The organism is Paenibacillus sp. L3-i20 (genome assembly GCF_022180385.2).
In the GTDB taxonomy this organism is placed as follows: Bacteria; Bacillota; Bacilli; order Paenibacillales; family Paenibacillaceae; genus Pristimantibacillus.
In genome coordinates this window covers 846,738-869,886 of record NZ_BQME02000001.1, presented here as the reverse complement: position 1 = coordinate 869,886, position 23,149 = coordinate 846,738, and the positions used below count along the sequence as shown (strand labels likewise).

Below are 23,149 nucleotides of genomic sequence, written 5' to 3'. Positions count from 1 at the left end.
TGGGTATGAATTGGCAACAACTTTGGCCACCTATTTTCTTATCATTGCAAGTAACTTTAATGGCAAGCGTAATAGCGGCTGTCGCAGGTATTGCGGCAGCTTGGTGGATGTCGAAGAAACATTTTAAAGGTAAGATCGTGGTAGAAACGTTGTTTATGCTGCCGCTTGTACTGCCGCCTACTGTTGTCGGCTTCTTGCTGCTTGTTTCGCTAGGCAGGCGCAGCTTGCTCGGCAAGTTCGCCGAATGGGTATTCTCTGCTCCAGTATTATTCTCGCCATGGGCAGCTGTCATTGCTGCAGTCGTTGTAGCATTTCCGCTCGTCTATCAGACGATGAGGGTTGGCTTCGCCGCAGTAGAACGAGAGATAGAGGAATCAGCACGTTCTGCGGGAGCAAGTGAGTGGCAAGTATTTCGTCTAATCACTTTGCCTATTGTATACCGTGCAGTTATTACAGCTTATATTCTCGGCTTCGCTCGCGGCTTAGGCGAATTCGGTGCGACACTTATGATTGCAGGGAATATTCCAGGCAAGACGCAAACGATTCCAACCGCTATTTATGTTGCAGTTGATTCAGGAAACATGCCGATGGCATGGGCGTGGACGGTTGGTATGATCGCTATTTCTTTCATCATGCTTCTGCTAACAGGGCGGCTGAAACGCTAGATTCGACTTGTTGATCGAATAGTGAATGAGATATCCAAGCAGCACGAATAAGCAACTGACAGCTTCGTCACTTGCTAGTGCTATTCTTCGGTTCGACCTCACCGTCATAAATTTTATAATACTGATTTTCAGTCTGCTTAGATGGTTTGAAGACACCATTATTGAAATCTGTGCCGTACACTTTGAAGAACAGGCCTTCTTCTTCATTATTAGGAGCAGAGCCAAGTCTTAGTTCTTTGCCGTGTGCTGCAGGAGCTAAATAAGCTTTAACCCCTGGTTCATATTCGTCCTGAATATGAGCCATTTCGCGTTGCACAGACACAACATGCAAGTCTATGAACTCGAGTTGTTTCAATATATTATTGCTGATAGATCCCTTCGTCAACTCTTCCCAACGAGTACGAGCGGATTGCCCCATAATGATATGTGTAATTTGTCTACGCTTGGCTACAGATACGATAGTATCGGCAATTCGTCTAGATTTGCTTTCTTCCGTTACAAATTCCGCTCGGAGCTCCGCCGCAAGCCGCTTCCATTCTGCCATGTATTGCAGTTTCGTTTCGTTGTACTCATCGTCTCGGAGTGGATTAATCGTCAAGATGGTAAGAGTAGCTTGAAGTGCCACGGCAATTTTTGCTCCGCGACGAATTAACGTTTCCCCATTAGGTCCATAGTGGACACAAACCAATACATTTTCCTGTCGATATCGTTCACTCATTAGTAAAAACCCCTTTCGTTTGAGAACATAACAAATAACCATGGAAGAGAACGACCACAGTTTGTGAGGGGTTCTCTCTCATTGCGTCTACGAGGTTAGCTGACGGATTCGGGTATGAGAGTACCCTACTTGGAAGATTCCAAGATTCACCCCGCACCGATGAGTTTGTACTTATTCGGTGATTGGTTCCCCCGATTTCCTAAAGCGGAAATTCGACAATGAAGCTATTTTTTAATCATATTACTCGTTAAGTATATTAATGTAAATATTGAATTTAGCCTAAATTTGTCCTCTGTAGCGGCAGATACATCTTTATTTGTGATATATAGAGAAATCTAGAGTAAAGAAGAGTATTCTTTCGATAATAGTCATTGTAAACGCTAATTTCGATTACAATATACGGAAAATGGAGCAAAGAAGGTTCTTTATCACCTTTGCACTTTACCAATATCAGGAGTAAGATTCGAGTATGAATTAACGTTACCGAATGAAATAAATGTACTGCGTTCTTAATCGCTAAATTTCCCTTAGGGGAATACGGGGGACCCAAGCGTCAATTGTCTGCACGGTGTGAGAGCCGAAAGGACAAGGGACATGGGGTGAATCGCTTGCGATCCTGCCATGGACGGATCGAATAAGCGTAGGGCGACTCTCACTGCCCGAATCCGACAGCTAACCTCGTCAGCGTTGATAGAGAGAGGATGTGACTTGTGATCGTGTAACATAACGACCGCAGGGCGACATACGCCTCTGTGGTTTTTTATTGTCTAAATTCGGAGTTTTACATGCAAGACGCTGAGTTTCTGAATTAGAAAGCGGGGGAACCAACGGATTTCAATCATGAATTAACATGATAAGAAGTCCCGGGGTGAATCCGGACCTTGCTAGGTCCGGTAGGGCGACTCTCACGCCCGAATCCGACAGCTAACCTCGTAAGCGTACTCGAGAGAGGCAAATTGCTGCTCATTATGCATAACACGAATCTTATTTCGTTATGCCTAAGAAGCCGTGAGGAACCCCTCCTCTACAGGCTTCTTTTTTTGTGCCAATTTGCTTCTATATACAAAGGAGGTTGCTAAGATGAGCGACACAAGGATGACGCTTGTTTATGCACCGAACGAGACTGCTCGCCAGTTTTTGAGATTGCTAATGTCCAAAGGAATTCCAGTAGCTGCGGTCGTTAACAGCGGTCGGCAGAAGCGAGTTCTGGAGGGTTTCGGTATTAATAATTTCGTACGACTCGATACAAAAGCAACGGATTGCCCGCTACAGCAGGGCTGGATAGAGGATGTTTATTTGTTTGACGACTCCACCCCGCTCACTTGCAGGTATCTTCGATTATTTAGACCGCTTGTTACTGGTCGAATTATTGTGGTCATGCAAAATGGAGGCATACCGGGACTATATCGGTATCTTGGTGCAGATCGATTGTTTCACGCAACAGATCATCCATCAGAGCTGGTCGTTGCAGAAGAAGAGAAGATGAAGGAGGAAGCGGGATGCTAGACATTGCGATGATTGCATTGTTGTTCGTATTATTTCTCTCGATGTGGGGACTTGCGGCTTGGTCCGCAAAAGAAACGAAAAGTGATGGGGGAAAAGAACAATGATGCTCTTGTACCCCCTTATAGCTGCAATAGTAGTTTATTTATTATATGTACTTGTAAACCCTGAACAATTTTGACGAAACGAGGGAATGGAATTGACCATGATAGGGATTGTCTCGATAGCTGTTTTGTTGTTGATCGCGGCTCTGCTGGCGAAGCCAGTTGGTTTATATATTGCAAAAGCGTTTGATTATACCCCAACAGGGGTGGATAGAGTATTCGGCTGGATAGAAAAGCCGTTAATGCGGCTTAGTGGAATAAAGAACAACAATCAAAATTGGAAGCAATATGTGCTTTCGATACTATGTATTAACGCTTTTATGATACTAATCGTGTATGCGATATTCAGACTTCAGCATCTTTTACCGCTGAACCCTAGTGATATTGCTGCAATGGAACCGACACTCGCTTTTAATACAGCAATCAGTTTCATGACGAATACGAATCTACAACATTATAGCGGTGAAAGCGGACTATCTTATCTAGCACAGATGATCGCTATCGTATTTTTGATGTTTACCGCACCGGCTACAACATTTGCAGCGGCTATCGCTTTTATTCGCGCTCTTGCAGGTAAGCCGCTCGGTAACTTCTTCGTCGATATGATACGATCCATTACTCGTGTGCTTATGCCGATTGCATTTGTAACGGCTCTAGTTTTTGTATCCCAAGGGGTTCCGCAAACACTTGAACCAACTGTAACGGCAACAACATTAGAAGGTGCCGAGCAATCGATTGCTCGCGGGCCGGTAGGTTCCTTCTTAGCGATTAAAGAGCTTGGTAATAATGGTGGCGGCTTCTATGGAGTAAACTCTGCTCACCCACTTGAAAATCCAACAGTACTATCCAATATGCTTCAAATGCTGCTAATGCTGTTAGTAACGACATCACTTCCGTTTGCTTACGGTAAGATGATCGGCAATAAGAAGCAAGGAAACGTATTGTTCGCTGCTATGGGCATTATGTTTGTCATTATGTTAACCGTATCTTTGGTCGCTGAAAATGCAGGAAATCCTGTTTTGAATGCACTAGGAGTAGACGCCTCACAAGGTAGTATGGAGGGGAAAGAAGTAAGGCTTGGAGTTGCACAATCGTCCTTATATTCTGTCGTGACGACCGCTTCGGAGACGGGCGGAGTTAATACGATGCACGATACATTAACACCAATTGGGGGTCTTGTGCCTTTAGCGAACATGATGCTAAATACGATTTATGGAGGAATTGGTGCAGGCTTCATCAACGTGCTGATGTATGCCATCATTGCCGTCTTCCTTGCGGGTCTAATGGTTGGACGGACGCCAGAGTTTCTTGGCAAGAAGATCGAGAGCAGAGAGATGAAACTAATCGCAATCACTCTACTGGCACAGCCGATTCTAATCTTGGTGCCAACTGCTATCGCAGTCACTCTGTATCCAGAAACGATATCTAATGGCGGTTTCCATGGAATTACACAAGTAATCTACGAATATACATCATCGGCTGCAAATAATGGATCAGGCTTCGAAGGACTTGGTGACAATACGCCATTCTGGAATATTTCGACGGGAATTGTAATGTTCTTAGGTCGTTACTTCGGTCTAGTAACGCTGCTTGCTGTAGCAGGTTCATTGCTTGCTAAGAAGGCAGTGCCAGAATCAAGCGGTACATTCCGAACAGATAATGGGCTGTTCGCTACACTGTTCATCGGAACTGTTGTGATCGTTGGGGCATTAACCTTCTTCCCAGCGCTTGTACTAGGTCCAATTGCTGAGCAGCTAACCTTGAAGCCTTAATGAAAGAGAGGAACGTTCATTTATGAGTAAACATCAATCGACGATAACGGGAGCGATTGCGAGCAAGGCGATAAAAGATGCCTTTCTGAAGCTTGATCCCCGCGTTATGATAAAAAATCCAATTATGTTCGTTGTAGAAATTGGTTTTCTAATAACGGTTTTGCTTATTTTTGTACCTGACATATTCGGCGAGTCGCTCGTTAAGCCATGGTTTAATGTAGCCGTTGCACTCATTCTGCTCTTGACGATTTTATTTGCAAACTTTGCTGAGGCGCTTGCAGAAGGGCGAGGCAAGGCGCAAGCTGACTCGTTAAAAAGTGCGAAGAAAGAAATGTCAGCTCGCAAGGTTGTTAACAACCGCGTTGAAACAGTACCTTCTCACACCCTTCGCAAAGGCGACGTTGTCTTTGTGCAGCAAGGGGAGCTTATCCCTGGCGACGGAGAAGTTATTGAAGGTTTGGCATCTGTAGATGAATCTGCGATTACGGGTGAATCCGCACCTGTCATTAAAGAAGCGGGCGGTGACTTCAACTCCGTTACCGGAGGAACTCGCGTTGTAAGTGACCAGATTAAAGTGCGTATAACAAGCGATCCTGGCGACTCGTTTTTGGATCGGATGATCTCATTAGTTGAAGGGGCGAAGCGTGGCAAAACGCCAAACGAAATCGCCTTGACTACGGTTCTAATCAGCTTGACATTAATTTTCTTAATCGTCGTTGTAACTCTCCCGTTCTTCGGCAAATATTTAAATATTTCACTTGAAGTTCCTGTGCTGATTGCACTCTTAGTCTGCTTAATCCCGACAACGATCGGCGGGTTATTGTCTGCTATTGGTATAGCAGGTATGGACCGTGTAACGCAGTTTAATGTACTTGCGATGTCGGGTAAAGCAGTCGAAGCTGCTGGCGACATTAATACGATTATTTTGGACAAAACAGGAACGATTACGTTCGGCAACCGGATGGCTAGCGAGTTTATACCGGTAGAAGGCGTGGAAAAGAAAGAGCTTGCTCGTTGGGCTGGCATTAGCTCATCAAAGGATGAAACGCCAGAAGGTCGATCTGTTATGGAACTGAATAAGAAGTTCAGCGTGGAATGGGATGCGCAAATTACGGAAGATGCGGAAATCGTTGATTTCAAAGCAGAGACGCGAATGAGCGGATTGGATTTGAAGGATGGCCGTAAAGTTCGTAAAGGTGCGGTGGATGCAATTCGTCAATGGGTGGAAACTCAAGGCGGCAAAGTTCCAGCTAGCTTGAAGACGCACGGAGATGCAGTTGCCATGCAAGGCGGCACTCCGCTAGCAGTTGCTGTTGACGGACTCGTGTACGGCATCATTTATTTGAAAGATACAGTGAAGCCAGGTATGCGTGAAAGATTCCAGCAGATGCGTGAGATGGGTATTAAGACCGTGATGTGTACAGGCGATAATCCACTAACTGCTGCAACTATTGCTAGAGAAGCGGGAGTAGATGAGTTTATTGCTGAGAGCACTCCAGAGGATAAGATCGCTGTAATTCGGAAGGAGCAAGCTCAAGGGAAGCTCGTTGCGATGACAGGGGACGGCACGAATGATGCCCCGGCACTTGCGCAAGCTGATGTAGGAATTGCGATGAATAGCGGTACAACTGCGGCAAAGGAAGCAGCCAATATGGTAGATTTGGACTCCGATCCTTCTAAAATTATTGAGGTTGTTTCGATAGGCAAGCAGCTTCTTATGACGAGAGGCGCACTAACGACGTTTAGTATAGCAAATGATATTGCTAAATATTTCGCAATCATTCCTGCAATGTTTATGCTCGCTATTCCAGAAATGAACGGGCTAAATATTATGAAGCTGGGTTCACCTGAATCTGCAATTTTATCTGCATTAATATTTAATGCTGTTATTATTCCGTTGCTTATCCCACTTGCTATGAGGGGTGTATCTTACAAGCCGATGTCATCATCCCGTTTGCTTAGTCGTAATCTCTTTATATATGGCTTTGGTGGTGTTGTTGTACCTTTTGTAGGAATAAAAGCAATCGACATGATTGTACATCTATGGGTGTAATGATGACGACTGATAAGAGAGGAAGCTAGACTATGGAGAAAGCGAGCGGGAATATGTTTTCAATTATTATCCGAACTAGCCTTGTACTAATGGTACTCTGCGGAGTGATATACAATTTAGCCGTTACAGGAATTGCGCAAGTAATAATGCCGGATAAGGCGGACGGAAGTTTGGTTTATAACGAGGCAGGCGGAGTGATTGGTTCGAAGATGATCGGTCAATCCTTTTCTGATCCGAAGCTGTTCCACGGACGTGTGTCCAGTATTGATTATGCTGCTGATGGCTCTGGAACACCAAACTATGCACCTTCCAATCCAGATTTATTAGCACGTACGAAGGAATCTATCGAGGCGTGGAAAGTGAACAATCCAAACGTTCCTGTTGATCAGCTTCCAATTGATCTTATTACTAACTCGGGTTCGGGCCTGGACCCTCATATTAGTGTGGAAGCAGCATTGGCGCAAATTCCAAGAGTAAGCGAGAGCAATGGGATGTCCGAAGAAGAAGTGGAGACCCTTGTAAATAAACATACAGAAGGGCGCTTGCTTGGGTTGTTCGGAGAAAAGACGGTAAATGTGTTGTTGCTCAATAAAGATCTGCAAGCTTTAACTTCATAATAGAAGAAAGTAGCCCTGACGATAGCCTATACGGAGCGTCGGGGCGTTGCTATGGGAAGGGGAAAACGGGATGAACGAATATCGACGGAAGACACCGGAGGAGCTGCTCCGATCCATTCACGATCTTCATCGTGGACGGCTCAATATTTATATTGGGTCGGTTAGCGGATCGGGAAAAACGTATCATATGCTCCGCGAAGGGCATACGCTTAAGAAAAGCGGTGTTGATGTTGTATATTGTGCAGTATCAACCCTGCGCAGACCGGATACCGTACAGCAGTTAGAGGGACTAGAGCGTATTGATAGTATGAAGTGGGATTGCAATAGCGTAGAGAAAAAGGATCTCAATATCGAAGCCATTGTAGAACGTAATCCAGAAGTGGTGCTGACAGATGGTTTGGCTCATCGGAACAGACACGGAGCACCCCGGGCGACTCGTCTCGAAGATATTCGCTATTTGCAATCACTTGGTATTAGCGTCATGGTTACGGTCAACGTGTATGACCTTGAAGGTGTACGCGAGCTAGCCAAAAAGCGGATAGGTCTTGAGGCGGCAGAGACGGTACCCGATGATATTTTGGAGCAGGCGGATGAGGTGCGCTTGATCGATGTATCGCCGGAGACGATGCTGAAGCGGATGTCGGATGGAAGCTTGGGAGAGGTAATGAATAAGACACTTTTCCGGAGAGGAAATCTTGCTGTCCTTCGTGAGTTAGCCCTTCGTTTAATGGCAGAGGGAGTAAACGATTCGCTTGAGAGACATCGAGAGGAAGAGGGACTAGAGGGACCGTCAGGAGTAACAGAGCGTATATTAGTTTCCACGCAATATCATTGGAATGGTTCAATCTACGTGCGCAGAGGACAACAAATTGCGAAGCGGTTGAATGGTGAGTTGTCGGTTGTTGCTTTCGTTAAGCCGGGGATCAAGTTATCAACCGAATCCGAAGCATTCCGTCATTCAATGAAGAAGCTCTGTAAGAAGATCGATGCTGCGTTCAGCGAACTTCCCTTTCGCTCTCGTAGGAAACTGCCGGAGCAGCTGCTTAAGCACGCCCGAGAAGTGCAAGCGACTCGAATCGTATTAGGCCACTCGAAGCAAACAACGTGGCAAGATTTGATTCGGGGATCCGTTATTCATGGGCTTCTCTGGAAGATGAGAGAGGTGGATCTCTTTATTGTAGCGGATCGAGCGGAGCTCGATGGCGAGCGTATTCTCCCTGCCAAAACTGCTGATGCAGAAGATCGTACCGGACATTATCGCAGATTAAGTGCTGCGCAGATCGAGGAGAAGACACAATCCATTAGAAGAGGTAAGTTCAAAGTATTTATAGGTGCTGCACCAGGTGTAGGCAAAACCTATGCGATGCTGCGTGAAGGCAATTCTTTGCTACAAGAAGGTGTTAACGTCATCATTGGTTTGCTTGAGACACATGGACGAAAAGAAACACTAGAGCAGGTTGGAGCACTTAGCAAAGTGCCGCTTAAAGTCATCGATTACAGAGGGGCAACGCTTCAAGAGATGGATAGGGATGAAATTATACGTCTACATCCAGAGGTAGTACTTGTTGACGAGCTTGCTCATACAAATGTGCCTAGCTCCATTAACAAGAAACGATATGAGGATGTGCTTGAAATTCTTCAAGCCGGCATTTCCGTTATTTCTACTATGAATGTTCAACATTTAGAAAGTTTGAATGATGCTGTAGAGGGAGTTACGGGTGTAAGGGTCAGAGAGACAGTTCCAGATAGTATATTGCGATATGCAGATGAAGTTGAGCTGATCGATGTTGCCCCAACTGCGCTTAGGCAGCGGCTGCGGGATGGTAAAGTGTATGCGCTCGACAAGGTAGAACAATCACTGAATCATTTTTTTAAAGTGGGCAACTTGATTGCACTAAGAGAGCTGGCCCTTCGGGAAATTGCAGATGATGTTGATGAACGACTTGAGGCGTGGGAAAGAACGAGCTCCCTTCGTGGACCATGGAGACGGAAGGAATCCATCTGTGTTTTCGTATCGCTTAGCGACCATGCAGAACGTTTAATCAGGCGTGGCTTCCGCATTGCACACCGATTGAAGGCAACTTGGCATACGGTCTATATCCAACCTTATGGGAAGGAAGAATGTGAAATTGACCAGTTAAGAGTAGAAGCTATTCAAGCATTAACGGAGCGGCTTGGCGGTGTATTTGTGATGCATGAAGCAGGGATGCGGTACGAGATTGGACGAGAGATTGTCGATATTGCCAATAGGTTAGGTTGTTCTCAACTTGTGCTCGGACAAACGAAGCAACCATGGTGGAAACGATGGCTCAGCGGGTCGACAATGAATGTAGTTGTAAATGAAGCAAGAGCGATGGATGTGCTGGTTGTGGCGCAGAAAAGGCATGTAGTGAAGTAGTAAATCTTCAGAAGATTAATATTCAAGTTAAGCATCCATCGAGTCTGATTGTGAGTAGCTTCGTCAAGTTTTTGGCGGTAGTTACTATCTTTCAACAGGTGAAATAGAAGTTGCAGGAGGGAAGTCGATAGGGTTCGTTTATGATACGCCAAAATAGTTATTTGGAATATGTTACCCAAAATGTGGTACTATAGCGGCATATCGTTTCGAGCGGGGGGTAGCATTTTGAAGGAATCAATTTTAATTGTTGAGGACGAAGACAAGATTGCAAGATTGTTGGAAATAGAGCTGGAATGTGAAGGATATCGCGTAGAAAAGGCAAGTAATGGAGTAACAGCGCTGGAGAAGTTTCGTGAAGGTGGATGGGATCTTTTATTGCTCGACGTGATGTTGCCTGGGATGAGTGGATTTGAGATACTACGCCGTGTTCGTCAATCGGATACGTCTATTCCAGTTATTTTGTTAACGGCAAAAGGTTCTGTGGAAGATAAAGTAGCAGGTCTCGATCAAGGAGCAAATGATTATGTGACGAAGCCATTTCAAATTGAGGAATTGCTTGCGAGAATTAGAGCAGCACTCCGTTTGCGACCAGTTGTCGAAGCTCCAGTAGCTGTAACTGAAGATGATGGTTGGCTTCTTGCAACCAATTTGAAGTTGAATGAAAGTACACGAGAAGTTATGCGATCAGACACGTTTATTGATCTCACGCCGAGGGAATTTGATTTGTTAGTGTATATGCTCAAAAATAAGCGGCAAGTGTTGAACCGTGATCAAATTGTACAGGCTGTATGGGGCTATGATTATTTTGGCGATACGAATGTAGTGGATGTCTATATCCGATATGTGCGCAAAAAAATCGACAGCGAGTTCGAACCGGAGCTGATCCATACTGTTCGAGGTGTCGGTTACGTGCTTAAGGATCAAGTATGAAGTTAAAAAGTAAAATTCATTTCTACTCCTCTATATTGTTTGCTGTGTTGCTCATTCTTATGAATGTGTCTATTTATTTGTTGTTTAGTCGTTTGTCGATCAACAGCCAGCTGGAACAAACTGAAGCGCAAGGGATCACAACAGCCGAAAATTTGCTGGAGTCAGCGGGAGATATTTCGGTGGCTGCTTTGCTGCGTGCATATGTCCCTGTTGATGGAATGGTCCGAATTGTCGGGCAAGAAACTAATGGCAAACCGAATCGAATTAATTCAACGGTTACTTCCCTTACGGAGTTATCGCTAAGCAAGCAAAAAGTTACTTATTCCTCAAATAAGCGCATTTTTGTATTGAAGCATGAGGGGAAAAGTTATGCTAGCTCATCAGTGCCTGTTATTTGGAGCAATGGAGAAGTTGTTAACGTGCAACTAACGGAAAGCCTGAATCCAACGATAGAACATTTGAAGGTATTGCGAATGGTTCTAATAGTAGTAACTTTAATTGCGCTTGTTCCTGCCGTCTTGTCCAGTAGAGTGTTGGCTAAACTTATTATGCGGCCGATCTCAGCAATGACGGTAACGATGAAAGATATTAAGCGAAGCGGGACATTCCAAAGACTAGAACAAGATGGTGGATCAAAGGATGAGCTGTATGAGATGGGAGAAACTTTCAATGATATGATCGAATTGCTTGAGAGCAACTTTGATAAGCAGAAAAGGTTTATTTCGGATGCTTCGCATGAACTCAAAACGCCTCTAACCGTTATCGAAAGTTACGCGCATTTACTGATGAGGCGAGGAAAGGAACGTCCAGAGCTCATTGATGAGTCGCTTCATGCGATTCATTCTGAGGCGGTTCGTATGAAAGAAATGACCGAACAGTTGCTGATGTTAGCTAAACATAATGAGGAATGGAATATTGTTATGAAAAACATAGATCTTCGTGAATTAGCTATCGAATCTGCAAAGGCGATAACGAGAGCTTATGGCAGGGAAGTTGCAGTCGAAGCACCTAATGAGCGGATTATTACAGTTACTGATGAAAATAAGCTAAAGCAGCTGCTATTTATATTTCTTGACAACGCTAGAAAATATAGCGAACATCCAGTTGCGATCATTGTAGCAGCAAGTGAGAATGAGCAAATCATTGCGGTGAAAGATCGTGGCATAGGAATTCCTCAGGAAGATTTACCGAAAGTATTCGACAGGTTCTATCGCGTTGATGAAGCAAGGACTCGCAAGGGCGGTGGCGCAGGTCTTGGTTTATCATTAGCCAAGGAAATCGCAGATGCGATTGGGGCACGCCTCACACTTGAAAGTGTTCAAGGTGTCGGTACGACAGTTACGATAACATTGACTGCCACAACGGATGAATAGAGATCAGCATTTCTCATCCCATTCTAATCTTGATCATTTATACTAACTAAAATTGTTTTCGAGATGGAGGTGGCAGTTTTGAGTATGTCAAAGAAAATAGCCATTGTTACCGCTGTAACGGTGGTTAGTGCTTTAATAGTTGGCTTGCTGGTTTGGAAGCCGTGGATAAGCGGTCCTAAATGGACGGAAGAAGAAGTAATTGAGGCGGTGCGTGCTAAGTATTCTGGACAAATTACAGAAGCTACCTTGAAGGGAGCATCTTATTACATTGGTCTTAAATCAGCAACAGGAGTATATGAGCTTATCGTAGATGCGAATAACGGCGCGATTCATTCTGTTACGCGTCTTAGTGCAAAAGGTGATCCTGTTGTTAAGCCTAAGCCTAAGCCAACGGCAACGCCGAAACCTTCGGCTACACCAAAACCTACAGAACCAAATACTAGCGCTAAGCCAGGCGATAAGGAAACAAAGCCACCTGTGACGAAGAAGCCAACGACAGAAAAACCAGCTCTTTTAACATCGGCTGAAGCTGGAAAGCTGGCGTCCAAACATGTAAAGGGTGTTGTAGAAAAGGTTGAGCGAGGAAGCGGTGATGATTACTTAGTAGAAGTTGAGACTGCTGACGGCAAGGAATTTATTGTTCAGATAAATGCAATCTCTGGTGCGATTATGTCAGTTACTACGGATGATGACGATAGCTCAGATGATGAGGATGATGATACTTAATTAGTAAGAGGTTCGCATTCATGAGAGAGTTCACTTTCATTTCTCATCAAATTCTAATGTTGCTCTTATGTTGTTCTCATGTGGGATGGTTATATTTAAGTCAAGCAAGAGACAAACAAAAACAGGAGGCGTTAAAAAATGATGAAAAAACGTATAGCTTTGGTCGGAGCATTATCAGTTGCAGTTCTTGTTGGTGGAGTGATTGGTGCAAGTGCAGTACAGCCTGCTTCTGCGAGTGGCGGAGCAAAAAAAGAAGTATTGATTGGGGTTAATAAAGCGAAAGAGGCTGCAACAAAAGTTGTTGCTGGTCGAGTAGAAGGCGTGGAGCTTGAGAGAGAAGGCGGTCGCGTTTATTACGAAGTTGAGATCGAAACGACGAAGCGTGTCGAATATGATGTCTTAATTGATGCATACACTGGCGCAACGATAAGTTCTAAGCTAGATGATAATGATGATGATGATCGCGTTGTTGTGACTACTGCTGTAAAGCCAGCGCAATCAGGAAACACATCAAATAGCAACAAGGCAACACATAAGATTACTGCTGATCAAGCAGGTAAACTAGCAGTTGCTCATGTGGGTGGAACTATCGTGAAAGTAAAGAGTGATCAAGATGATGGGCAACCTACTTATGAAGTGAAGCTTGTTGTAAATGGAGTAAAAACAGAAGTTGAAGTTAACGCAGTGAGTGGCAAGATCATTGATGTCGATAGAGATGATGATAACGATGACAACGATGATGATCATGATGACATCAACGATAATGATAATGATGATGACCAAGATGATTTTAACGATCAAGACGATGACAATGACGACAATGATCGTGATTAATAAGTATTGCAAGTAATTTGAAAGAAACGAGAAATAAGTATCGATCAAGTTATTGTTTGCAAGGCTGTTCCAGAAGTCAACAATGTTGACTATGGGACAGCCTATTTTTGTTAAATTAACGGAAAGATTACTTCAAAATCTGTTAAAGTAAGTACAATAAGTAGCGGAGGGCTGTCTATGACTAAATTAGTACTAACTTCTAGAGGATATTATGAACCAATTTTTTAAAGCTAATTGACAGAGAAACCAGTCAGTTTCAAAAACCATGAACGGCTTACTCAGAAAGATATAATATATATCAGTGGCGGGAACCTGTTTAATTTGTTATATCATACGTAAAAAGTGATGCCGATGAAACTTTAAAGTATTTAGCATTACGAAATGTAATTATTGTTGGAGTAAGTGCTGATGCAATTTTACTTGGACCGCATATTAAACTGGTGGGGGAAATAAATAATTCTGACCTCCCATAGTACAAAAAATAGTATTGTTTGAAATTAAAATCATGCCTGCTTAGTAAAAAGGGGAAGCGTTTATGAAAAAATCACAATGGTATACAACTGTTATTATAATGGGTATTGTATTTTTGGTTATTGCAAATCTCGATACTGAGTGGGCAATTCTAGGCTTTGTTGGTTTAATTTTATTGTTTGCTTTTGTGCTTTTGACGCGGAAGAAGTATTTGTAGAGGAGGAGTTTTAATTGGGTCTCTTAATTGTTTTTTATTGCTCGAGAGGCGATAGATCGTTATGAAAAGGAAAAAGTGAAAGAAAGAGATTAATATATCAACCGATGAGAAAGCTTCAGTAATAATTTAGTTTTGAGTAAGTATGCATGGAAAATAATTATCCCATTTTTTCAAATTTATGAAACATTTTTAATCATTTAAGAGTCTATTATGATTGAAAGTACATAATCGATTAAAGGGGATAGCCGCTATGACAAAAATTAGACGTTTTACAAAAGTGAAGATTGGTCTGTTGATTATGGTTGTACTTATGTTAGTGCCACAAATCGCTTCAGCAAGGAGTGAGACAATGCCTCGAACAGCTCCACCACCTAATATAGTACAACCGTTTGCATCATTCACCGGGTATAAATACTTACAGAGCTCTCTTATTAATTTTAACGATAATAAAAATCAAAAGGTGGAAATATCCATAACGAGTCAAACTAAATCATCTGTTCAGCAATTAGGAATATCTGTAGTAACTCAGAAGTGGACAGGATCTGCTTGGACAGATTTTAGTTCCACAAGTACAATTAATAAATCCAACACGAGTTCATTGAGCGAACAGGTAACAAAAGAGATTGAAAGTGGATATTATTTCCGCATCAAAGTTACTCACACTGCGAAGCAAGGTACTGTAACTGAACAAGCAGTTGAATATTCTCAAACATTTGTTGCAGCCTAATTACACAAAAACGAGCCCCGAATGTTAGGGGCTCGTTTTTTTAATATTTTCCTGTTGTCAAATCTTCTGCAATTAGTATTGCATCTTCTTTGCTTAGCGCTCCAATTATGGACACATGGGTATCTATTTTGAGAAATTCAATGCTTGTCGTTCCATCGATTGTAGTAAATAGGTATGCTGGAGTATCGCCAATATGGACAGTTTCTAATGTAACATCATTATTAGATGTATCGGCTCCTGATTTTAGTACACTATTCGGACGAAGTTTTTGTATGGTTATAAAATAGCCCACGTCATCTGACTTCCGATAATTTATAGTTGTAATGCTTGATATCTGTGTCTTCTCATTAATTAAGGTTTGAACATATTTCAGCTTATAATTGTCTGGAATATTCAAATTGTCTGGAAGATTGAAATCAATAAAAGGAGATGCTTCCTCCCATGTGTTAAATTCCTTGCTATTGTATTTTGTATCTTCATCGTTATTTCCCGCATAACTGTTGCTTGTTGGATCATATGATAAATTGCCCGTATAATCTGGTGGCGGGGCAGTACGAGGTTTCGTAGGATTGGGTGCATTAGTCCCAAATATGATGTTGATTACACCGTCTTTTATAGTTGTTATTGCTTGGTAGAATGGTTGGAATGCATTGGTGACTGTTGGTGTACCAAAAATAACGGCGCCAAATATAAAAGCGGCAGCAATATAAGGCAAGATACGAAGGGTCCGTTTTCTTCGCGTTTTCTTATCAAGTGCCTTCTTAACCTTGGCCCATGATGTGCTGGAATCAGGTAGAAATTCGTGGGTTTTGACACTTTCATCAAAAGCGTTATCAAATAATTGATCGAATTCTTGTTTATTCATAGCTACCACCCCATCTCTTGAACAGTCTTTTCTTGAGCGCTTCCCTTGCTCTGTAAAGTTTGTATTTCACTTTATCTTCGGTTGTATCAAGCTCAGCGGCCATTTCTCTATAGCTTAAGTCCTTTTTCCAGCGCAGCTCAATCAATGCTTTATATTCTGGTTTCATTTCGTTCAAGCATACACCGATTGTTTCGGTCATAACCTTGAGTTCAATTTCTCGTTCAATAGATGCTGATTCAGTAGCGTAATCGGTGCTCTCATTAATATAAACACTATCAGAGTCGATGTCGTTGCGGTTTTTTTTCGTTTTTCTAAAATAATTATGGACCGAATTTCGCACAACGACTTTAATCCAACTTTTTAATTGGACATTGCTTAATCCGGGAGGAATTTTTTCTATAACCTTTAGGAATGAGGTTTGAATAATATCCTCTGTCGTTGCATGATTTTTCACCATGAAAATAATAGCTGAATACACAAATTGATAATATTCTTGGTAGATATCTTTTTGAAGGCCGGTTGAAAGTGCTTCGTATTTTTCGTTTGATAATAGGAATAACTTATCTATCATATGTAAAGTGCCTCCTTGTGAGTGCTATATATTGTACATTTGGAAGATCGTGTATACGGTTTCTTCGTCATTATAACCTATCTAAATGTCTTTGTATTTGAGAATGTTAATTTAGGAAAAAAATAGTTTCAGTTGCAGTATTATCATGATAATCAAACGGTTAGATAGTGCTTGAAGTCAGTTGTAAAGGGAGTAGAAGCCCCACATCATTTTGAATTTTGACATGTTATAATGAAGCGATGGATTCAATCGGACAAAAAGGGAATTGGGTAATATGAACGGGTTAGATCAATTTTTGAAACGGAAAGAAACAGAGCTTGGCGTTAAACTAAACGATGTTCAGACGAAAGCTGTCGTTCAGACAGAGGGGCCGCTGCTGCTGCTCGCTTCGCCTGGATCGGGTAAGACAACAACAATTATTATGCGGATTGGATATTTAATAGAAGAGAAGGGTGCGAACCCGTCGAGAATAAAGGCCGTGACGTTCAGCAGGGCATCTGCTAGAGATATGAAGGAACGATTCAAACGGTTCTTTCCCCATCTTCCAGCTGTTGATTTCTCTACGATTCACAGTTTAGCCTATGAAGTTGTTCGGGAGCACTTCCGCAAGACGGGAACCGCTTATCACATTATTGAGGGTGGGACGGAAGCGGAGGGAGCGACGAGTGAGGAACTCGATGAGAATGGGTTGCCACTTCATAAACGTATTATTTTACGTGGACTATTTAAAGAAATAGTCGGTGAGAATGCAACTGATGATGGAATGGAGGCATTAACGACCTATATCAGTTATGTGAAAAATAAAATGATTCCGCCTGAAGAATGGGTCCGTGTAAAGGTTGATGTACCGCAGGCGGAGCGTATATTACGTGAATACGAGGCGTTCAAGCGAACGGGACATTCTAAGCTGCTCATCGATTTCGATGATATGTTGACGATCGGCAACGACATTTTGGGAAGGGACGAGTTTGTTCTCCGCAAGTACCAGCGCCGCTATGATTATTTGTTAACAGATGAAAGTCAGGATACATCGATGGTGCAACACGCCATTATCGAGAAGCTGGCAAGAGAGCATCAGAACCTATGCGTTGTAGCGGATGATGATCAATCCATCTATAGCTGGCGGGGTGCAGAGCCATCTTATTTGTTAAACTTCAAGGCTGCATACCCAAGCGCAATTACGCTTTATATGGAACAAAACTATCGTTCGTCACAAGAGATCGTCGCTGTCTCGAACCAATTTATTAAGCGCAATAAGAATCGGTATAACAAAAATATGTTTACACAAAATGCTTCAGTCGAAGAGGTCGCCTTTAAAAGATTAGCGGATTATCGTTCGCAGGCCAAATATGTGGCGAGAGAGATGCAGAAGCTGGACAAGCTTTCTGAGGCAGCTATTTTGTATCGTAATAATTCATCTTCCATTGGACTAATGAATGAATTTGACCGTGCGGGAATTCCATTCTATATGAAGGATGCTGATAATCGGTTTTTCTCGCATTGGGTTATTGAAGACATATTGAATTTCATGCGAATGACGTTTACCGACAAGCGACCTGATATATTGGAAAATATTCATCTTAAGTTCAACGGATATATAAGTAAACATCAGATGGCAGTTCTAAAGACGATCGAAAATAACGAGTCAGTGTTTGATAATCTGCTGAACATTGTTCAGCTTCAGGAATATCAAAGAAAACCGATTACGGAAGCAAAGGAAACGTTCCAGCAAATGAGTGGCATGCCGCCTCAACAGGCTATACGTGTTATCCGATCGAGACTTGGGTATGAGAAAGCGCTCGAAAAAATGTGTGAAAGGCTCGGCTTCAGCAAGGAGTATTTGATTGGTATTTTGAATACGCTTGAAGATATTGCTGACGGACTTGAGACGATGGCTGACTTTGCCAATCGATTAAAGTATTTGGAGGCAGTTCTTAAGGGGGCAAAGTCCCGTCGGGGGCAAAATGTTGTTACGTTCTCGACCTTCCACAGCGCAAAGGGTTTGGAATTCGATCATGTATACATGGTCGATCTTATCGAAGGTATTATTCCATCATCAGACGAAACGAAGTCCAGTGAAGCAGATGGAACTCAACCGCTTATGGAAGAGGCAGTCCGCTTGTTCTATGTAGCGATGACTCGTGCGCGAAGACATCTGGAACTAGTTGCTTACGAGCAGCGGGATGGGGAGAAAAAGTCGGAATCTTCCTTTATGACAGCAGTTCGGGATATTGTAGATCCGAGTAGACGAGAAAGGAAAGAAGCTTCTGCGCTAGAACGAAGTAAAGGTGTGTCATCCATGTCAGTTATGCGAGAAGAGTCTTCTAGTGGTGTGAAGTTTAAATCTATAACTGCGGGTAGAGTAGCTAAACAAGCTGAGGTAAATCCGAATGCGATTCGCTCTCAATCATTGTTAGTAGAAGGAACGGCGGTCCGCCATCGGGTGTTTGGCGCAGGTGTCATAGAAGCGATGGATGGAGAGCGAGTTACGATTCGGTTTGGAACAAGCAATGTAAAGACACTGGCAATCTCGATGTGTTTGGAAATGGGGTTGTTGGAATTAGAGTAGGGGAAATAGTGACTTTAATTGCGAATGAGGAATTTTCCTCTCGATGATAGGCGGAATGTTACGAGGCATAACAAGTAAACAAGGCGGAGAGTAAACAAAAGGCACAGAAAAGCATAGAAAAAATATAGAAAAGGGACTAAGCAGATTAATCTTGCTTAGTCCCTTTTTCATTCTTGCTTTATTGATACTACTTGCTCGTTTTCTCCAAATTATCAAGGAATCTAACGATAGCTACTACTGCCTGTGCTCTAGATATATTGGACTTAGGATCAAACTTTGTAGCAGATACACCTTGCATAATTTTCTCATGTACCAATAGAGCGACTGCAGGTTTGGCATACAAAGCAATGGAATCCTTATCGCGGAATGTGTTAAGTATGTTATCATTAGCATCTTTTAGTCCTTTGTTAAGCTTCAATACATTTGCCAATATAACAGCAATATCTTGACGTGTAATCGTGCCTTCTGGATTAAACGTGTTAGCTGTTTTACCAGTCACTATTCCTAGTTCTTTCGCTACTGCAATATCTCTAGCATATTTGGAATCAACAGCTACATCGTCGAACGCAGTACCTTTTATATTCGGGATGATGCCAAGTCCTCTTACCATGATAGAGACAAATTCAGCGCGAGTAATTTTGGTGCTTGCACCAAATAGCTCACTTGTTTCTCCAGAAACAATCAATCTCGCAGTTGCACGCTCGATAGAGCTCTTAGCCCACTCGGCAGTAACATCTTTGAATTTGAAATTGGATTCGACGATGGTGTAAATGCTGTTACCGTTAGTAACCAAGTTCGCAGTTATGCCGTCTTTTTCGCCTTTTGTGAAGACGGTGGAGACTGGACGGAAATCTTTTGAATCGGGTAAATATAAAACTCCAGTTGCACGGTTAGTATCGATATCTTTGGCATTCAATTTAAAAGTACGATTAAATTTCAATTTACCGAAATTGGTTACTTCTTCGTAGTTATTTCCAGATATAAGTTTGAAGATATTGAAGTCTAACGGTTGGGTTTCTACAGTAAGTCCTTGCTCCTGCGCCAATTTCTTAATCTCATCAGTAATAGTTAAGTCTGTAGGCTTGATAGATATTTTAATATCGGCATTCAGATGAATAGCATGAGCTGGTACTACATAAGTGATATTCTTCCAGACAATGGACAATTGAGCACCTTCACCTTGAACAAAGATAGCATCAATGACTCCTTTAGGTATTATGATATTGAGAAGTTGTGCATTCTCGTTTATCGTAATTTTATAAGAGGTTACTTTTGCAGATTCGATCGTCTGAATAGAAGCATCTTTCAAAATGTTGATGGTCAATCCAGCATCGGATTTACTTGTTGATGTGTTTAGTTCGTCTTTAGCCTTAATAGGAGCTGGTGTAAAACTCCCTATAGGAGCGTTAATTAGAGTAGTTGCTTTTAGTATTTGGCTAGAAGGTGATACTTCAACGACTTTATTAGTGTCTTTCTTAACAGCAAGGACGTTAAATTCATATTCAGTAGCTGCAATGATTCCAGTATGAGTGTATTTGGTTTCAGTTGTGTAACCCACATACTGATGATTACGATATACCTCATATCCAGCTGCACCAGCTACAGCATCCCATTTTACTTGAATGCGGGTATCTTCTATCCATTCGCTTACAAGGTTTTTAGGTGCAGTTAAGGCTGTTGCATTAAATTTTCCATCAATCGGAAGATCTTTAATGATTTGTGTTGTAAGTGTTTTGTTACGGTCTGCGCTAATTTCCCAGCTCATAACACCAGCCAAGTTCAAAGTTTTGGCTAATGAGGTGAAATACATCATTGACGTTTGATCATTAAATGTAATAAATCTGCCGTTCTCAGGATTGTAAACATAAGCGGCTTTAGCATATTCGTTCCAATAATAGGTGAAGCCGTTTTTATTGACCATGTTGTTTTCTATATCGAAAATATCGAACTTGCCATCGCCATCGCCCCACGTTCCTTTAGGGGTAGATGCGCATGTTTGGTATTGACCCGTCGCAGGACAACCTTCCCAGGCTACTCCGTAATAAGGTATGCCGACATTCAATTTATAGTCTGGCACGCCGCCGTTCAAGTGACCGAGTAAGCCACCTCTAACATTGTTGCGTTTTGCAGAAGATCTAGTGTTGTTGGGATCATAATAGAGTGGTGCATTGTGATAAGCCAACGTTGCCCAGCTACCGCTGTAGTCATAAGTCATAATGTTAATCATGTCCAAGTATTGAACGGAGTTCACATAATCAGCATTAACAGTAAAGTTATCACCTTGCCCAGACGCAATAGTTAATAAATAGTATTTTCCATCTGCGGCGCCAGCTGCATCTAGTGCTTCACGAACCGTCTTCATCAGAAGAGTAAAGTTTTGTTTATCATCAGGCGAGCGGGTATTATCTTCAGCTCCACCTTCGACTGGGTATTCCCAGTCAATATCTAATCCATCCATATTAAATTCGCGCAAATACTCGATAACAGAATTAGCAAATGCTCGACGAGTAACGTCCGTTTTGGCCATTACTGAGAAGTAGTTGGAGGAATTCCAGCCACCTACCGAAGCCATTACTTTTAGATGCGGATTATTTGCTTTGATTGTTTTGAATTTAGCAAGGTTTTCGAGATCTTTTTCTTGGTCTCCCAGTATCAATTCTCCATCAAATACGTAGTCGGACATGATAGGGATTTTTGGATTTACACAAGGTTTACCAGCGGAATTAACCTTGAGCCAGCAAAGATCAAAGAAAGCATAATTAATGTGTGTAATTTGAGAGTAATCAGCAGCTTCAGGCAAATAATTACGGTTATATACCATCCATGCGCCGTAATAAGTGAAGTTAGTGTAGTCCGCTCCTGGCACTGTAGTAGCAGCAATACTTGCTGGTGATTTCCACAGCGCATTTTTCGCTACTACTGTGAAGCTGTAAGACTGCCCCTCCGTTAAACCATTCACGACATAACGTGGGGATTCACTGGAACCAATCAGGGTATTTCCTTGGTAAATATCGTAATTCGTTGCCCCATGTGTAGGAGTCCAGCCGAGTGCGGCAGTTGTCCGATTTGCTGTTATGACCTGAAGGTCCCGAGGAGCCGCTAGTTCACCCCACTTGATCGAAATGGGCGCAGCTTTTACGGGATCTTTACCTTTAGCTTGTGAGCCAACAATAAATTGGAAAGGGGTTCCTGCAGCAGGTGCTCCATTAGGGAATGTATAAGTAACGGTATCGGAGCCATCCCAGACGCCGCTAATCCAAGCACCATTTACGTAATAGTCATATCCAGCTGCATCGGTACTTCCCTTCCAACTTAACGTGACACTTGTATCTGTAATGTTTGATAATCTTACGTTAAGTGGTGGTGTCAGAGGGTGTTCTTTATATTGGCTGGCATCTGCAGGTGTAGTAAATTCAATGATATTGCTTTTATGCTCAAGCTTCGAATCGCCATTCCAAACGATCATCAACTTATATGCCGTTTCGGGTTTCAATAGGGGGGTGCGTGACCAATAACTTCCCCATATGAGATCTTTCCACACACGCTCACCTTTTGCATTCACTATCTCGTTATAAATTTGAATATCATTATCATCTAAATTTTCTCTAAAATCCCACTTTAGTTGGACACTATTATAAGTAAGGGTGCCTTCTACGATACTTAAATTCTGAGGTGCTAGTGGGCTGATAGCGTCCGCTGCAGGTTCAAGAGGTTTTGTTACCTCTGGGTTTGGTACAACCACTTCAGTGTTTTCACCAGGTGTTTTATCAGGCCCTTCGGTTGGTACATCGACCGGTACCTCAGTTGGAACTTCAGTAGGTACATCGACCGGTACCTCAGTTGGAACTTCAGTAGGTACATCATCCGGTCCTTCAGCAGGTACTTCATTACTTTGCTCTGTTTGTTCAGTTGCCACCGAACTATCGGCGTAAGTTGCCGTTGTGTTTAATAATGGAGAGACCAACAATGCCAAAGATAAAAAAACGATAAATAAAAGTTTCATTTCTTTTTTACGCATAGAAAAATACACCATATC

Annotated in this window: 19 protein-coding genes and 3 riboswitches; of the genes, 15 read left to right on the top strand and 4 right to left on the bottom strand. The window is 42.5% G+C overall.

What is annotated here, in order from left to right; translation table 11 throughout:
* The first annotated feature begins 5 nt into the window (after window positions 1–5).
* Window positions 6–665: a molybdate ABC transporter permease subunit gene (gene modB, locus MFF31_RS04315; RefSeq protein WP_238186880.1), complete on the top strand. Its 660-nt coding sequence runs from the start codon at window positions 6–8 to the stop codon at window positions 663–665.
* 67 nt (window positions 666–732) lie between these two features.
* Here modB and MFF31_RS04310 read toward each other — a convergent pair whose 3' ends face one another.
* Window positions 733–1,383, bottom strand: coding sequence for a universal stress protein (locus MFF31_RS04310; protein ID WP_238186879.1), 651 nt, complete (start codon window positions 1,381–1,383; stop codon window positions 733–735).
* A gap of 70 nt (window positions 1,384–1,453) precedes the next feature.
* Window positions 1,454–1,611, bottom strand: a riboswitch (cyclic di-AMP (ydaO/yuaA leader).
* Window positions 1,612–1,887: 276 nt separating this feature from the next.
* Window positions 1,888–2,086, top strand: a riboswitch (cyclic di-AMP (ydaO/yuaA leader).
* 80 nt (window positions 2,087–2,166) lie between these two features.
* A riboswitch (cyclic di-AMP (ydaO/yuaA leader) is annotated at window positions 2,167–2,337 on the top strand.
* A 126-nt stretch (window positions 2,338–2,463) separates the two neighbouring features.
* Here MFF31_RS04310 and MFF31_RS04305 point away from each other — a divergent pair.
* The 13 genes from MFF31_RS04305 to MFF31_RS04250 all read left to right on the top strand — a co-directional run bounded on the left by MFF31_RS04305 (window position 2,464) and on the right by MFF31_RS04250 (window position 15,108).
* Window positions 2,464–2,889, top strand: a complete 426-nt coding sequence (locus MFF31_RS04305) for a hypothetical protein (protein ID WP_238186878.1) — start codon at window positions 2,464–2,466, stop codon at window positions 2,887–2,889.
* Window positions 2,883–2,993 carry a hypothetical protein gene (locus tag MFF31_RS04300; protein ID WP_238186877.1) on the top strand — a complete coding sequence of 37 codons (111 nt, stop codon included), beginning with the start codon at window positions 2,883–2,885 and terminating at the stop codon, window positions 2,991–2,993. Before MFF31_RS04305 ends, MFF31_RS04300 begins: the two co-directional genes overlap by 7 nt.
* On the top strand, window positions 2,990–3,067 hold the full coding sequence (locus MFF31_RS25365) for a potassium-transporting ATPase subunit F (protein WP_375541299.1): 78 nt from the start codon (window positions 2,990–2,992) through the stop codon (window positions 3,065–3,067). Before MFF31_RS04300 ends, MFF31_RS25365 begins: the two co-directional genes overlap by 4 nt.
* Window positions 3,068–3,100: 33 nt before the next feature.
* Window positions 3,101–4,762, top strand: coding sequence for a potassium-transporting ATPase subunit KdpA (kdpA, locus tag MFF31_RS04295; RefSeq protein WP_375541298.1), 1,662 nt, complete (start codon window positions 3,101–3,103; stop codon window positions 4,760–4,762).
* A gap of 22 nt (window positions 4,763–4,784) precedes the next feature.
* Entirely contained in the window at window positions 4,785–6,815 is a 2,031-nt protein-coding gene (kdpB, locus tag MFF31_RS04290; protein WP_238186876.1) for a potassium-transporting ATPase subunit KdpB, read from the top strand.
* A gap of 32 nt (window positions 6,816–6,847) precedes the next feature.
* Window positions 6,848–7,432, top strand: a complete 585-nt coding sequence (gene kdpC / locus MFF31_RS04285; protein WP_238186875.1) for a potassium-transporting ATPase subunit KdpC — start codon at window positions 6,848–6,850, stop codon at window positions 7,430–7,432.
* 70 nt (window positions 7,433–7,502) lie between these two features.
* Entirely contained in the window at window positions 7,503–9,830 is a 2,328-nt protein-coding gene (locus MFF31_RS04280; protein ID WP_238186874.1) for a universal stress protein, read from the top strand.
* A 225-nt stretch (window positions 9,831–10,055) separates the two neighbouring features.
* Window positions 10,056–10,760 carry a response regulator transcription factor gene (locus tag MFF31_RS04275; RefSeq protein ID WP_282570417.1) on the top strand — a complete coding sequence of 235 codons (705 nt, stop codon included), beginning with the start codon at window positions 10,056–10,058 and terminating at the stop codon, window positions 10,758–10,760.
* Window positions 10,757–12,133: a sensor histidine kinase gene (locus MFF31_RS04270; RefSeq protein ID WP_238186873.1), complete on the top strand. Its 1,377-nt coding sequence runs from the start codon at window positions 10,757–10,759 to the stop codon at window positions 12,131–12,133. Before MFF31_RS04275 ends, MFF31_RS04270 begins: the two co-directional genes overlap by 4 nt.
* A gap of 84 nt (window positions 12,134–12,217) precedes the next feature.
* Window positions 12,218–12,859, top strand: coding sequence for a PepSY domain-containing protein (locus MFF31_RS04265; RefSeq protein WP_238186872.1), 642 nt, complete (start codon window positions 12,218–12,220; stop codon window positions 12,857–12,859).
* 138 nt (window positions 12,860–12,997) lie between these two features.
* Window positions 12,998–13,693, top strand: coding sequence for a PepSY domain-containing protein (locus tag MFF31_RS04260; protein WP_238186871.1), 696 nt, complete (start codon window positions 12,998–13,000; stop codon window positions 13,691–13,693).
* Between the two features lie 535 nt (window positions 13,694–14,228).
* Window positions 14,229–14,381 carry a hypothetical protein gene (locus MFF31_RS04255; RefSeq protein ID WP_238186870.1) on the top strand — a complete coding sequence of 51 codons (153 nt, stop codon included), beginning with the start codon at window positions 14,229–14,231 and terminating at the stop codon, window positions 14,379–14,381.
* Between the two features lie 250 nt (window positions 14,382–14,631).
* Window positions 14,632–15,108 carry a hypothetical protein gene (locus tag MFF31_RS04250; protein ID WP_238186869.1) on the top strand — a complete coding sequence of 159 codons (477 nt, stop codon included), beginning with the start codon at window positions 14,632–14,634 and terminating at the stop codon, window positions 15,106–15,108.
* A gap of 40 nt (window positions 15,109–15,148) precedes the next feature.
* Here MFF31_RS04250 and MFF31_RS04245 read toward each other — a convergent pair whose 3' ends face one another.
* Together MFF31_RS04245 and MFF31_RS04240 are read right to left on the bottom strand one after the other, a co-directional pair.
* Complete coding sequence (locus MFF31_RS04245) at window positions 15,149–15,973, bottom strand: DUF4367 domain-containing protein (protein ID WP_238186868.1); 825 nt, start codon at window positions 15,971–15,973, stop codon at window positions 15,149–15,151.
* The gene (locus tag MFF31_RS04240; RefSeq protein ID WP_238186867.1) at window positions 15,966–16,544 is read right to left on the bottom strand and encodes an RNA polymerase sigma factor; all 579 of its coding nucleotides are present in this window, start codon (window positions 16,542–16,544) and stop codon (window positions 15,966–15,968) included. The genes MFF31_RS04245 and MFF31_RS04240 overlap by 8 nt, the downstream gene beginning before the upstream one ends.
* Before the next feature lie 274 nt (window positions 16,545–16,818).
* On the opposite strand from MFF31_RS04240, the gene MFF31_RS04235 reads away from it, so the two are divergent.
* Complete coding sequence (locus MFF31_RS04235) at window positions 16,819–19,113, top strand: ATP-dependent helicase (protein WP_238186866.1); 2,295 nt, start codon at window positions 16,819–16,821, stop codon at window positions 19,111–19,113.
* Between the two features lie 187 nt (window positions 19,114–19,300).
* Here MFF31_RS04235 and MFF31_RS04230 read toward each other — a convergent pair whose 3' ends face one another.
* On the bottom strand, window positions 19,301–23,131 hold the full coding sequence (locus MFF31_RS04230; RefSeq protein ID WP_238186865.1) for a glycosyl hydrolase family 18 protein: 3,831 nt from the start codon (window positions 23,129–23,131) through the stop codon (window positions 19,301–19,303).
* Window positions 23,132–23,149: the final 18 nt, after the last annotated feature.